Genomic DNA, 13,385 nt, shown 5'->3' with positions numbered 1-13,385 from the left:
AAAGTACTAATGGCAAAGTAGCCCCAATTTATTGGGCTACTTTGTTTAGTAAAACATGAATTGTGTCTATAACCGTTTTCACTATTTTTGGATCTGCCGCATCAGGATGGGGCTGGTTTAAATGGCCTATATCGTTATCAAAATATAGACCTGACGCATTCGAGAACTCTTCTTCTAATGCTAGTCTAGTTAAAATATTGGCTCCAATACTCAGGTCATTTCCTGCTATTCCAAAACCTTCCTTGACCATCTTGCTGGCTAATAGTGAACCTGGGTTTACCGCTATTAATATCGGGCCAGAATCTTTAACTTCCTTAGAATATTGTTGTGACCAAATTGTGAGTGCTAACTTACTTTGCGCATAAGCTTCCATTTCAGTAAGGGGAATTAGTCCATTTAATGCCTGCAAATTGACAGGGGCCTGAGCGGCAGAAGATAAGTTAACCACTCGGCTAGTACTCTGGCTCAGTAGTGGTAACAGTTGTTGGGTTAATAAAATGGGTGCCAAAGTGTTTACTGCAAATCTAACATCTAGTCCGTCTGGCGTAATGGTATTGGACGTTTTTAATACCCCGGCATTATTGATTAATACATCTATCTTGTCATGTTTAGCTACGACTTCTGCCGCCAACGATTTGACTGCTTGCATGCTAGATAAATCAGCAATATAACCCTCAATTTTTTGTTCAGCACCTAGAGTATTAAGTGTGCTAATTACGTTTTGCAGTTTCTCTTGGTTGCGGCCATGTAATAAAACGTTATGGCCAAGTGATACGAGCTTTTTGGCCGTCTCTAGTCCAATGCCATCTGTGGCACCAGTAATAAATATAGTTTTAACAGTTTCAGTTTGCATGATCGCTTCCTTTATAAATAACCCGAACTCGGGATAAGTACTAATATCTGTTTTTTGTGGGTGGAAAGTTATCGATTAAATATCGATAACCACTTTTCCCATGCCTTTACCACTTGATAAACGCGCGTGTGCTTGACCAACTTGTTCTAAAGAAAAAGTTTGCTCATCTAACACTGGTGTTAAATCGCCAGCTTCTGAAATTTTACCTAACTCTTTTAAAATGTGGGCGTGCTCTTCTTGTTTAACTTTGTGCAGCATAGGGATCAGCATAAACACAACATGCAGTGACAAACCTTTGAAATGAGCGACAGATAAGTCTAATTCAACCATAGAAACCGTTGAGGCTACTTGGCCATTTAGTGCAGCTGCTTCAAAAGAGTTCGTCATATTTGCGCCACCTACTGAATCAAATACAATGTCAAAACCTGCGCCTTGAGTATGTTTTTCAACATAATCACTAACAGTTTCAGTTTTATAGTTGATAGATTTTGCACCTAACTTTTCAATAAGAGCAAGCTGATTATCGCCTCCTCCTGTGGCATAAACGTCTGCTCCCATATGCCTAGCGATTTGAATTGCAACATGACCTACACCGCCTGAACCGCCGTGAACTAGCACTGTTTTTCCTGCACTGATACCTGCTCGCATTAAACCTTCATAGGCAGTGATTGCCACTAATGGTAATGCAGCCGCTTCACGCATAGAAAGATTTTTAGGTTTTAGAGCAATGAGATTTGCGTCTGCAACCATAAATTCTGCTAACGTGCCTTGTAAATCAGCCAAGCCTCCGGCGCAACCATACACTTCATCGCCTACTGAGTATTGTGTGACACCTTCACCTACTTCTTCAATTGTACCCGCAAAGTCCATGCCTAATACGGCAGGTAAAGAAGGAGATAGAGGCAAGTCTGCGCCCATTTGGCGGATCATAGTGTCAACAGTATTAACACTGGTGGCGGCAACTTTCACAACTACATGACCAGCTTTCACAGTAGGGTTTGGAATCTCTGCCGCTTCAAAAACCTCTGGGCCACCAAACTCTTTTATTATCATTGCTTTCATCGTATTGACTCACTTATTAATTGGTTAGGTTTGCTTTGATGGAATAAGTATAATTAAATGTTTTTAATTGATAATATCTATTTTAAGTTAAACACTTTATAGATTTTGTTGATAATAATGAATATTGAACATCTAAAGTTATTCGTTCGGTTAGCTGTAACTCACAATATTAGTGCAGCGGGATCAGAATTGGGTTTATCACCGGCAGTCGCAAGTTCACACATTAATAAATTAGAAGAAGGGTTGAGTGTTCGCCTAGTTCATCGTACTACTCGAAAAGTGTCTTTAACCGAAGAAGGTATGGCGTTTTTACCTCATGCAGAAGAAGTGCTTGCGCAAATCGATGCGGCTAAAGCCTCTGTTGGAGTTGGTAATGATTCGCCATCTGGGACTTTAAGAGTGGCTGCACCAGCGTCATTTGGGCGTTCTCATTTGATCCCTCTATTAAAAGGATTTGTGGCTAAATACCCAGATATTAACTTGGATTTTCGTTTGTCAGATTCAATGATTGATATGGTTGAAGGAGGTTTTGATGTTGCGATTCGAAATGCTCAATTAAAAGATTCCACCCTCATTGCTAAAAAGTTAGCCGTTGATAAAAGGATTCTGTGTGCTTCGCCTAGTTACCTGGCGGAATTTGGTGAACCCACCACTCTTGAAGATCTACATAAGCATGAGTGTATTCATTTAATTGGACTTGATAATTGGATATTTGAAACGGCTGATGGCATAAAAAGTATTAAGATTAGTGGACGTTTTCGCACTGACAATGGAGAAGCTATTCGTGATGCAGCTGTGTATGGTTTAGGTATCACAATCAGTTCGATATGGAATTGTCATAAACAATTAGCCAGTGGAGAATTGGTGCAAGTATTATCTGACTACCCACTGGCATCAGACACCGCAATATGGGCTGTGTACCCAAGTTCACGTTTATTAGCACCCAAAGTCAGAGCATTTATAGATCATTGTGCACAGGTTTATACGGGTAAACCTTATTGGGAGAAGTCATAAACCTTGTAAGCCGTTAATAGTGATTAACGGCTAGTGGCACTGGTAAAGGTTTGAGTAAAGGCAAGGGAGCTTTCGAACTCACAAATTAGATAATTTAAAAATCTAACCTAAACAAACCCACTTTTTATATATGTCACTACATTGGTAGTGGATTGGTATTACTTCAGCATATCTGACGCAGTGGATAGTTCAGTTAACATGCGTTCAAAGGCCTGCCATTTGCCTTTTTCATTTTGGCTTTGTGCTTCGATATATTTAGATACTGTGTCTTTGCCTAAATTATAATTGAGTACATAAGCACGATATTGCTCAATAAAACGCACACTTTGTTCGGCTTTTTCTTGAGACACTAATGAGTACTTACGTCTTTGTTCAATGGCTTCTTTACGACTGATTTTACCATCTAAATAGAGTTGAGCTGTGGCTGTAATTGAGTGAGACAAGTCTTCGGTTAGCTTGTTAAGGTCATTTAACTGCGAAGCAGTCTCAGGAGCTAAGTTAGCTTTAGGAAATAATACACGCTTTTCAAATTGTAATTTTTGTGAATCAGGAAAGGCAAGTTCAATTCCATAATTCGCGCTACCTTCAGCAATTAAAGCGTACGGGCTAAATAACGGAAAAATTGAAAACTCTATCCACTTTTTAGATTTTAATAAGTTGTTTTCTAACAGTACGTTCCATACATGGTGACCTGGGTATCCTTCATGACAGCCTAAGTCGATGGCGCGATCAATTTGCAGGGGAAAGTCCAAATTAATTTGCATCAAACTTTGGTTGTTGCCTTGATACCAGTTATACCCAGACCAACTTTTGTCAGATACGTATTCTAAAACGAAGTTTTCAGTCTCAGGTAAAGGAATATATATGTCAGAACGCTTTTTACATTCTGCAATAGCTAGGTCAACCACTTCACCTACTCGTTCATTCGGGATCTCAAACTTCGCTCGAAAAGCGTCGACTCTTTGGGCTAAGTCCCCTTCACCAGGAATTAGCTTTTCGATGGCCGCCAAGGCTTGGTCAAATTTGTTAAAGTCATAGTGAGGGATTTTTGCATCGTAAATAAGTTTGGCTTCTTGTTCAAAACTAAACTTTTCATTAATTAACATTCTTGCTCGAATATCCATGGCACGTACGTTGCGTGATAACGCTTTGTGACGTAACACATGATTAGGAGCTTCTACTGGGATTGATTTTAAAGCAAGCTTCAAATTATGGATTGCCTCAGCTAATTGTTTCTTAGTTCTAAGTTGTTCTTTAGCTTGTGTTCTCCATTCCTTAGGACCTAAATAGGCATCTACATAATCTTTATCATATTCACCTAATTCTAACCCCAGTTTTACGTATTGCTCTGCCGCATCTTCAAGGGTTTCTTGGACGAATTTTTCAGATTGGGCAAAAGTCTGAAAAGACAAAATAGTTAATAATGTACTGAGAAAAATTACGATGACTTGTTTAATGGCTAGTATTTTTATCATGTCAATTGCTACTTTCAATTGTTACTTCTTTGTTAAATGTTAACTTACTTTGAGGTGTTTTTCCCAAATTTATTTAAATATAATCTCGGTTCAACAACTAGCACCAGTCAATAAAGACAATCTTATTCAGCATAATACCCACTCGGCTGTAATTCTTGATATCATTGCATTAAGTTCAGGCGCTTTATAATTTTGTCCTTAAATATAGTGCTATATGTATTGTTGTTAGGCCTTAGGAATTAATGAAAACTCCAAAAAGAATACAACCGTTAATTGATGATGGTTTAGTTGATGAAGTCTTGTATCAGCTTATGAGTGGCAAAGAAGCGACGGTTTATGCTGTACGTTGTGGTCAAGAAGTACGTTGTGCCAAAGTATATAAAGAAGCCATGAAACGTAGCTTTAAAAAAGCCGCAGAATATCAAGAAGGCCGTAAGGTGAGAAACTCTCGCCGTGCTAGAGCCATGGAAAAAGGTTCAAAGTTTGGTCGTAAACAACAAGAAGATGCTTGGCAAAATACCGAAGTAGATGCTCTTTTTAAATTAGCCAAAGCCGGCGTAAGAGTGCCCGAGCCTTATGGTTGTTATGACGGTGTTTTACTCATGGAGTTGATCACTGATGATGAAGGTGACGTAGCTCCAAGATTAAATGACGTATCCATGTCTGCAGAACAGGCCATCGAAGATCATGCCTTAGTGATTGTTTACGTGATGCGTATGTTGTGTGCAGGCCTAGTACATGGCGATTTATCAGAATTTAACGTGTTAGTAGATGATTACGGTCCAGTAATTATCGATTTACCCCAAGTAGTAGATGCTGCAGCCAATAACAACGCTTTTAAAATGCTGCAACGAGATGTGCGTAATATGTCTGAATATTATGGTCAGTATTCACCAGAGTTAAAACATACCTTTTATGCCGAAGAAATGTGGGCGTTATTTGAAGCTGGTGAGTTAACGGCTGATACAGAATTAACCGGGCGTTTTGAGCTGCCAGAAGATGATGCCGATGTTGATTCAGTATTGGAAGAAATTAAAGCCGCTTTTGCTGAAGAACAAGCACGTTTAGAAAGAATAAAAGAGGCGAACGAAGTTTAGTTTTTTGTAAGAAGTAACAGCATGCGCTTCGCTTATTGCAATCTCGATAACTGCGTCCTGCGTTATTCTACCTTCCGCCTTCCTTGGCGGTCGCATGCGTTTTTGATACAGCATCCATGCCGCACCAGTTACGCTTTTTATGTCTTACACCCATGATGCTGTGATGAGCGGTTCAGGATTGTAAGCAGCCGGTGACGTCTTCCCGTCTATTCAAAGACTAAAATGCACGCTTCGCGCCATCATCCATGATGGTTTTTGTCTCGAATCCTTTCGAGCCAGCGACTCTTTTTTCAACAGCAATAAATAGAGTAGCCAGAAAAATGCCGCCGCTATTAAAGTTCTTAACCACACAAAAAGGCTTATTTTAGCGTCGCTAAAGAATGAGTCCTTCCAGCTTTAGCTCAAACGACTTCCATGTCGTTTATCCCTAAAATAAGCCTTTTTGTGCTGAAACTTTACATGCGAAAAAGCAGTGGCGGTGACACCAAAGCTTGTATCAACAAGGTTGATAAATCTGCCTTACTAAGATGGCTGTCCATGTAATTTTATGGCCATCAGACAAGCCAATATTTTGATGGAGAATTTTTAGTCACGGTAAATCAAAAGCGACGTAGATAAAATCAAGATGTGTATGACGGTTTTAAGCAGTGTGTTCAATCGAACGATACAACATTCAACGAACAGCGGACGTTAAGGATATTCTTAGCATGGCAGAACTACTGATATAAAGTAGTTCTGCCATAGTTTCTTGTTATATTTAAATACATTAAAAAGAGTAGTTAACACCAATTGTTGTACTTTCCCAGCTTTTAGAAAAGTTTGAGTTAGGTTCAAAATCAGGAAGCAACTGATAATCAATGAACACATTAAATTGTGCGTTAATTTGATAATCTAAACCAAGGCCATAGCTAAAGCCACTTTCTGATTCTGTATGTTCATAAGGGTAATTCCCTATGATGTTGCCTTCTGAGTCATTACGTTGCCCTAAACCATTTGTTTCCATTTTTGTGTTTGTATAACCAGCTAAACCGTATAATTTAAATAAATTAAATATTGGGTATGACGCCTTAATTAATAATGAAGCCTGAGTATCAATGTCTTCGCTATAACTTCCCCTGGGTTCTTCGGGCGTACCATAAAAACTTGAGTAACCTGATGTACCAGAAGACAGCCTTGTCTCTAAAACAAAGTATTTATTATATTGATACCCCGCAATTATCCCAGCTGTATTGAAATCTCTACCGTGAATTGAAATCCCCTGTGCATTATACAACGCGCCGAGATACAAACTATTTTCAGCATATGCAGTAGAGGCATAAGTTGATGTCAAAATTGTGAGTGCTAAAGGTAATAGCTTTTTCATGTAAAGTCCTTTTAGTTTTATTCGATGATATCACCGAAAGTTTGATTAGATATAGCGCCCGTTAACGTGCGAGAGTATTTTGCTGGCGTTGTTCGTTAAACGGTTTGTTATATTTTAGCCAACATTTTTTTTAATACCGAGCCAAGTTTTGATAGCCTGAAAAATAATTAGAAAAATCGCAACGGATAAACTTGAAAAGAAGATAGACCAAGGATGAGAATACGTTATCAACTGAAGATAAACTCCTAACTGGAGAATACCTTCAAAGAAAGCGCCTAAAAGGATTATTCCTAAACTACTCAAAGTGTTGATTAGATATATATGGAAACGCACCTTTTGACAATTTGTACTCCCCATATCCCTAAATTTCCTCAAAAATTATAACGCCCAACAAGGGGCTGATAATAGCTTGCTAAAATGTGAAGCGGAGCGAAACCGAGCAAGCTGTTAGCTGTCTTACCTTAATTGGCTTGTTATGAATCGCCTACTTTAGGCAATGAGTTTTTATTTAATATCTTAAACGATAATAGGTCTATAACCATTGAATAAACCTCATTATTGTTTATGAATACGACAAAAAGGTTACCTTCAGAATTCACACTAGATTCAATTATACGATTGTAGCCAGAAATAATTTCAGTATAAGCTGAGCCATCTATTTTACTTAAAGCAAAGGCGCGTTTATCTGTGTAATCTAATTTATTATCCTTGTTCGTATCGCTATTTATGACTTCGTAAGATATTCCACGCGTTACTGAGTTATTATCAAATTCACGATCAGCTAATGGTTTTATATCGATAATCAGTTGTTCTGTCGATTTGAATAACCAGTTTGCGTGGTTAGTACTGCCGTTAATTAAGAGAACATTTTTAGATCTAGTAGGTGTATAGCTACTACCACTAAAATTTTCGTAAATTCTGTCTCGCTCTTTCTTCTCTACTGAAAGTTTTTCTGATTCTAGTGGAATATAATGAAAATCAGTTTCTCCAACTTTCCGTGGATAGCCCAAACTCCATTTTTCTTCTTTTTTAACGTCTTGAGCTAAGTTCAATGTTGGTTGTTCTACAACATCAGCTTTAAATAAAACTGAAATTAGTTGGTAGGAGATAAACACCGTACCTATGACTATTCCAATGAATAAAACTAACCCATTAAAATTCCAAATCCATTTAAAAAATCTATCCGATTTCATACGACTCCAAGTGATTCATAACGCTTATTAGTGAGCATTTCGTATATGTAAATGCCCTGTTTACCTTCAATATCAGCCAAATTCATCACTTACCAATTGATTTTATTAGAGATTATTTATCTCATTGACTATGAAAATCTGAAAACCCCAAAAAAGGAATAGGAGCAATAAAAGGAGACCTGACTTTAACGCGACTTTTTATGCTTCCTATTAAATACTATGAGCAAAATATTTTCCATAATAAAATTAATAACTTAGCACTTTTGTAATCTCATCAGGATATCAGTCGTTAAATAAAATTTATGCGCATCGAGATTTTCAAACCACCTACCTCTTATGTGTGCGAAGCACATGCTTTTGATTTACCGCGAATCAAAGCTCGCTATTTTTTATAAAAAACTCTAAAGGACAATTGGCATGGATAGCCAATTGAGTGGTGTTTTGTCGGGAACAAATCAACACGACCTTTTGAGTTTATAAAAAATAGAAACAGAGCTTTGTTGGAGCACGGCATTTCTTGTTTACTTCTTTTTGCTGTTGAAAAGAAGTAAATCGAGCTGCAGGGATGCGGCTTGAAAAAAGGCAAGGAAGCCATGTGTAAATCGACTGGGTCTACAAATGGCACTCTCCCGACTCTTGTATACCAGGTCGAGTTTAGGCTACTACACATCACTCAATAAACATTAACGCTTGTTTTTGGTCTATTTTAAAGTCAAATTCACGTAGAAAGTTCATTCCTAATAAACCGTTAGCGTTTTCTAATTCCCTCATGGGCAAAACCATAATGGATATGTTTTCGACTTTGACATGATTAATAACTAGTTCACTAAATTGATACATGGGGGCTCTTACCGTACCGTTTGCGGTATTCACGTTAAAGCTCCCTTGAAAATTTCGTTTGTATCTGTTGCTTAAATTCTTATAAAACAGCCTAGATACAGTTGTGATGGATGCACCCGTGTCGATTAATAGATCAATATTATTATTACTGAGCTTTGCACTCACAACGAATTGATCGCCAAATTGTTTTAACTTAACCGAACGACCAAACTCAGCTATCGCCGTTTGCTCGTCTATCTTGTCATTTGCAGGATCTTCGAGCCTTGCTTGCTGTACATCAATAATACGCCTTATGGCTGCAGCAGCTGGGTCGTCAAAAGGTAAAGCAGCCAGAATGTTTTCCATTAACAGTTCCTGAAATTGTTCGGCATAGGCTCGTGCTAAGGACAAAACATAGAGTCTATTTTCAGGATCAATTTGTAAGAGAGGCTCTACAAATTCAGCCAACAGATCCCAGGAGTAGGTATTCTTTAATTGGTTAATGGTTGAAGTCGCAAGTTTTACTATTTGTTGTTCAATTTCACTTTGTTGTAGTGCTGTCATAGGCTGACGCAACAAACCGTAATAATGCACTATTGCATCGCTGAGTAAGTTTGTTTCCACTTTCAATTTGGCTTCAATTAATAAGAAGTCCATATCCTGAGGATATTGTTTTAGGTAGGTAGTGAGTAATGTTGCCAAAGCCCCTGTGTTTTTTTCTTTTAACCAAAGGTTAGCTTGGTGTAGCAGCTCTTCTCTACTTAATTGTGATGTATCAAACTCTTGAAGGAGAGATGGGTTCTGGGATTGAATTATTTCTGGTCTTTGAATAACAGGTTCGTTTGAATTGTTGGAGTCAGTAGAAAGCGGTTTATCTGAGCTAAACTTTAGAGGTTTTTGCGTGCTGTTATTTTCAGAGAATTGAATTTTGTTAAGGTTATTCGATTGTCGTTCTAACCAAAGGTTTAGGTTCAAACTCAACGAGCCGATCAATAAAACGCTCAATAACACTATCCACTTATTCATTGGTTTGGGCTTTAACAACGGCGGGACAATAAATGTCTGAAAAAGCCCTTGGCATACGTTTGGGTTTTCCAGTAGACAAGGCAATACACACAAATTCCGTACGAGCGGTTAATACAGTCAGTTTGTCTGATTGGCGAATAAATTGAAATTCTCTAGCAAGTTTTAACTTACCGTCGCACGCTACTATCCATGTTGCACAGTCAATTTTGTCATCTTTATGGGCAGCAGCTAAATAGTTGATTTCATGACGGCTAATTGCCATGCCTCTATCAATAGATTGGTACAATTCAATATTTAACCCCAATTGATTCGAATGTGCCCAAGCTGTGGTTTCTAATTGTTTTACATAAGCAACATTATTGGCATGTTGATAATGATCTATTTGTTCAGCGTTAACTTGCCAAGTTTTGATAAATGGATTTGTGTACCGCCAATTTATGGTCATTTAATTTTGAGCTTGATTGACAGGGGGCGTTTGAAAATAATTTTGCATAACCTGAGTTTCATTACACATCAGAGTATTGATAAACTCATCGGGTTTAGTTAATTCTTGGTATGACTCGTACCCTTTTTTCATGGTGTTAAACAGTTCCTGAAAACCAAGCTTATAGGCAGGTTTTTGATATATAAAAAATAAAAAACTGATCCCACGTATCCGTGTTAAAAAGTGTAGTTGTTGATGGAAGGTGTTAATCGCCTCTATTTGTTTTTGTCGTAATGCATAATTATTTTCCGCGACGTAAGCCAGATCATAAGTGTCTGCATTTATTTCAGAATGTTTTAATCTTTGCGCTAAGTCAAAATCTAACTCCAAACAAAGCGCTTTTAGCTGTAATAAAGCGGCTAATACCTTTTGTGCATCTTTAGGAATATAGCGTAATGATTTATCCATGTTTTCAATGGGATCACCTAAAGATAGGTTGAAGTTTAACGAACCAAATAATTGCTCTGCCAAAAAAATCAGAATGGGATTATTGTTTTTAGTTTTGTACAAAGATTGATGAGTGTCTAAAAAACGTAACTTTTGATAGGACTGTATCGCTTTAATTGATTCGTTTAAATCAGATTTTTTAGCAATCTCTTGCATGGTTAGTAAACCATGAATATGTCGGACAATTTGTTTTTTTAAACTTTCCATGACTCTTAATTCAGCTTGCTCTGAGTTAATACTCAATTTTTATTTTTATAATAGGGTCAACAGTCCCTAGACTGGCTTAAAACACCCGTGTTTTCAATAGTCTTATTACTATTCGTTGAGCTAATGGTATTATATCCTATTAATACTTTTGTAATATACTGATTCACTCTTCGAGCAGCGGCATGACTCCCATCCACACATATCAAGATCTTATTGTTTTGTTTAACCAGACTTTTTCTGAAAGTGAGCAAACGATTTTAGTGAAAGGTGATGACGAGCCTATATATTTGCCAGCAAAAAAAGCCCAAGAAAAACATCAAATTGTGTTTGCCCATGGATACTTTGCTAGCGCACTACACGAAATTGCCCATTGGTGTATAGCGGGCAAAGAAAGACGTTTATTGGAGGATTATGGATATTGGTATTGCCCAGATGGCCGTAATGCAGAGCAGCAAGCTAAATTTGAAAAAGTAGAAGTTAAACCACAAGCGGTAGAGTGGGCTTTGTCTTGCGCTGCGAGTAAAAGTTTTAGAGTAAGCACAGACAACTTAAATGGTGCGCCAGTTGATGTTGAAGGATTTCAGCAAGCGGTGCAATCCCAAGCACAATTGTATCTGTCTTCTGGTTTTCCTAAACGAGCTGCGATTTTCATTCAAGTATTACAAGATTTTTATCAAAGCAGGCCATTAACTGTTCAACACTTTACTTGGCAAAGACAAAGCGAAGAAGAGTTATATGTTTAAATTAGGTTTAGTGATCAATCCATATGCTGGCATTGGTGGTGCGCTAGCGTTAAAAGGCAGCGATGGGGCGGATATTCGTGCTAGAGCGCTTTCAATGGGCGCTGAAAAGCTTGCAGGAGAAAAAACTAAGTTAGCCTTAGAAAAAATCGCACACTTAAAAGACAAAATACATGTGTATCTAGCATCAGGTGAAATGGGGCAAGATTTAGCGGAGCAACTCGGGTTTGCTCATACCTGTGTTTATCAGCCCCCAAAAACACAAACAGAAAGTATCGATACCCAAGCTACCGTTCAAGCTTTGGCCTTGGAAAATGTAGACTTAATTTTATTTGCTGGTGGAGATGGTACCGCCCGTAATATTTGTCAGTTGGTGAATAATTCTATCCCCGTGTTAGGTGTGCCAGCAGGTTGTAAGATCCATTCGGCAGTTTATGCAGTTACACCGCAGGCGGCAGGACGAGTATTAGAACAAGTTATTCAAGGCAATATTGTGAGTGTTAACGATGCCGAAGTCATGGATATTGATGAAGATTTGTTTCGCCAAGGCAAAGTAAAGGCCAAACAATTTGGTGAGATGCAAGTGCCTACAGAAGTGCAATATATTCAAGCGGTTAAAATGGGCGGTAAAGAATCAGATGAATTAGTCTTAGCCGACATTGCGGCTCATGTCATCGAAGAGATGCAAGACAATCCGGAGCATATATTTGTAATGGGTTCTGGCTCTACTGTTGAGTTTATTATGCAAGAGTTAGGGATCCACAATACCTTATTGGGTGTTGATTTAATTCAAGGTCAAAAATTGTTGGCGAGTGATGTGACGAGTCAGCAGCTTATTGAACATACACAAGGTAATAAGTGTAAGTTGGTACTTACACTTATTGGTGGGCAGGGGCATGTTTTAGGACGTGGAAATCAGCAGTTAAGCGCTGGTTTTTTAAACTCATTAGACAAACAAGATATTTTATTAGTGGCCACAAAAACCAAGTTGGCTAATTTAGCGGGTAAGCCACTAATTGTGGATTCTAGTAACGATCAGGTTAACCAAGATTTAGCCGGATTAATCACAGTGATAACAGGGTATCGTGATCAAGTGCTCTATCCAGTGGCAAATTTTAATTAGTTTTTTTAGATAGGAGTTGTTTTGACGTCAAGTGTTAGGCAATCAGAATTATCGACATTCATCAGTGATGTTGAGCAAAAATTAGATCAAGTGGTAGTTGATGGGAGTGATCAACAATTGTTTATTTCCAGTTACTTACAAGGGCATTTTGCCGTGATGGCAGGGCAAAGCCAAGTGCAAGATATGACAAAGGTGAGTCAGCTAGATGAGCTCATGCAAAACAGCTTACAACAAGCTTTTAGCAATAATGAATTAGAGCCTGAAGACCAACAACAAGTGTGGGATTTATGGCAGAGTTTGTTAGCCTAACAAGAAAAAATACCATAGATCTTCTTGATGCCTTGAAACACTATTTCTTATCCAAAGCTCAGGTTAAATCAGTATTTTTTCAATGTCCTTAATCGTTGAACCTAACCAGTTTGTATCAAATACTATGCTATCAACGAGCTCTTGGGCTTCATTTAAGGTAGAAGCCTTCAACT

General features: G+C 38.1%; 13 protein-coding genes. 5 read left to right on the top strand and 8 right to left on the bottom strand.

Annotated features, from left to right (window positions below; all coding sequences use genetic code 11):
* Window positions 1-28 precede the first annotated feature (28 nt).
* On the bottom strand, window positions 29-853 hold the full coding sequence (locus ACSHXM_RS17920; protein WP_435691036.1) for an SDR family NAD(P)-dependent oxidoreductase: 825 nt from the start codon (window positions 851-853) through the stop codon (window positions 29-31).
* A 75-nt stretch (window positions 854-928) separates the two neighbouring features.
* The gene (locus ACSHXM_RS17915) at window positions 929-1,915 is read right to left on the bottom strand and encodes a zinc-dependent alcohol dehydrogenase family protein (RefSeq protein ID WP_435691034.1); all 987 of its coding nucleotides are present in this window, start codon (window positions 1,913-1,915) and stop codon (window positions 929-931) included.
* 117 nt (window positions 1,916-2,032) lie between these two features.
* Between ACSHXM_RS17915 and ACSHXM_RS17910 the strand changes: the two genes are divergently transcribed.
* A complete protein-coding gene (locus tag ACSHXM_RS17910; RefSeq protein ID WP_435691032.1) occupies window positions 2,033-2,929 on the top strand; it encodes a LysR family transcriptional regulator in 897 nt (298 codons plus the stop codon).
* A 158-nt stretch (window positions 2,930-3,087) separates the two neighbouring features.
* On the opposite strand, the gene ACSHXM_RS17905 is transcribed toward ACSHXM_RS17910, so the two are convergent.
* On the bottom strand, window positions 3,088-4,404 hold the full coding sequence (locus tag ACSHXM_RS17905) for a hypothetical protein (protein ID WP_435691030.1): 1,317 nt from the start codon (window positions 4,402-4,404) through the stop codon (window positions 3,088-3,090).
* A gap of 242 nt (window positions 4,405-4,646) precedes the next feature.
* Between ACSHXM_RS17905 and ACSHXM_RS17900 the strand changes: the two genes are divergently transcribed.
* On the top strand, window positions 4,647-5,501 hold the full coding sequence (locus ACSHXM_RS17900) for a PA4780 family RIO1-like protein kinase (RefSeq protein ID WP_435691028.1): 855 nt from the start codon (window positions 4,647-4,649) through the stop codon (window positions 5,499-5,501).
* Between the two features lie 766 nt (window positions 5,502-6,267).
* On the opposite strand, the gene ACSHXM_RS17895 is transcribed toward ACSHXM_RS17900, so the two are convergent.
* From ACSHXM_RS17895 to ACSHXM_RS17875, 5 genes are all read right to left on the bottom strand, one after another.
* Complete coding sequence (locus ACSHXM_RS17895) at window positions 6,268-6,864, bottom strand: porin family protein (protein WP_435691026.1); 597 nt, start codon at window positions 6,862-6,864, stop codon at window positions 6,268-6,270.
* A 473-nt stretch (window positions 6,865-7,337) separates the two neighbouring features.
* Window positions 7,338-8,057: a hypothetical protein gene (locus ACSHXM_RS17890; protein ID WP_435691024.1), complete on the bottom strand. Its 720-nt coding sequence runs from the start codon at window positions 8,055-8,057 to the stop codon at window positions 7,338-7,340.
* Between the two features lie 669 nt (window positions 8,058-8,726).
* Window positions 8,727-9,902, bottom strand: coding sequence for a TIGR02281 family clan AA aspartic protease (locus tag ACSHXM_RS17885; protein ID WP_435691022.1), 1,176 nt, complete (start codon window positions 9,900-9,902; stop codon window positions 8,727-8,729).
* Window positions 9,895-10,347, bottom strand: a complete 453-nt coding sequence (locus tag ACSHXM_RS17880; protein ID WP_435691020.1) for an acyl-CoA thioesterase — start codon at window positions 10,345-10,347, stop codon at window positions 9,895-9,897. Before ACSHXM_RS17880 ends, ACSHXM_RS17885 begins: the two co-directional genes overlap by 8 nt.
* Window positions 10,348-11,076 (bottom strand): FFLEELY motif protein, encoded by a 729-nt coding sequence (locus ACSHXM_RS17875; RefSeq protein WP_435691018.1) that lies wholly within the window; start codon window positions 11,074-11,076, stop codon window positions 10,348-10,350.
* 155 nt (window positions 11,077-11,231) lie between these two features.
* Here ACSHXM_RS17875 and ACSHXM_RS17870 point away from each other — a divergent pair, with 155 nt between their 5' ends.
* From ACSHXM_RS17870 to ACSHXM_RS17860, 3 genes are read left to right on the top strand one after another with little or no spacing between them, the layout of a single operon-like run.
* Window positions 11,232-11,783 (top strand): elongation factor P hydroxylase, encoded by a 552-nt coding sequence (locus ACSHXM_RS17870; protein ID WP_435691038.1) that lies wholly within the window; start codon window positions 11,232-11,234, stop codon window positions 11,781-11,783.
* Complete coding sequence (locus tag ACSHXM_RS17865; RefSeq protein WP_435691015.1) at window positions 11,776-12,903, top strand: ATP-NAD kinase family protein; 1,128 nt, start codon at window positions 11,776-11,778, stop codon at window positions 12,901-12,903. Before ACSHXM_RS17870 ends, ACSHXM_RS17865 begins: the two co-directional genes overlap by 8 nt.
* Window positions 12,904-12,924: 21 nt before the next feature.
* Window positions 12,925-13,212, top strand: coding sequence for a YfcL family protein (locus tag ACSHXM_RS17860; RefSeq protein ID WP_435691013.1), 288 nt, complete (start codon window positions 12,925-12,927; stop codon window positions 13,210-13,212).
* Window positions 13,213-13,385 lie beyond the last annotated feature (173 nt).

Origin of the sequence: Paraglaciecola sp. (assembly GCF_051252315.1) — a bacterium.
Classification (GTDB): domain Bacteria; phylum Pseudomonadota; class Gammaproteobacteria; order Enterobacterales; family Alteromonadaceae; genus Paraglaciecola.
Note: the sequence above shows the minus strand (reverse complement) of the source record. Positions and strands in the feature narration are given on the sequence as shown.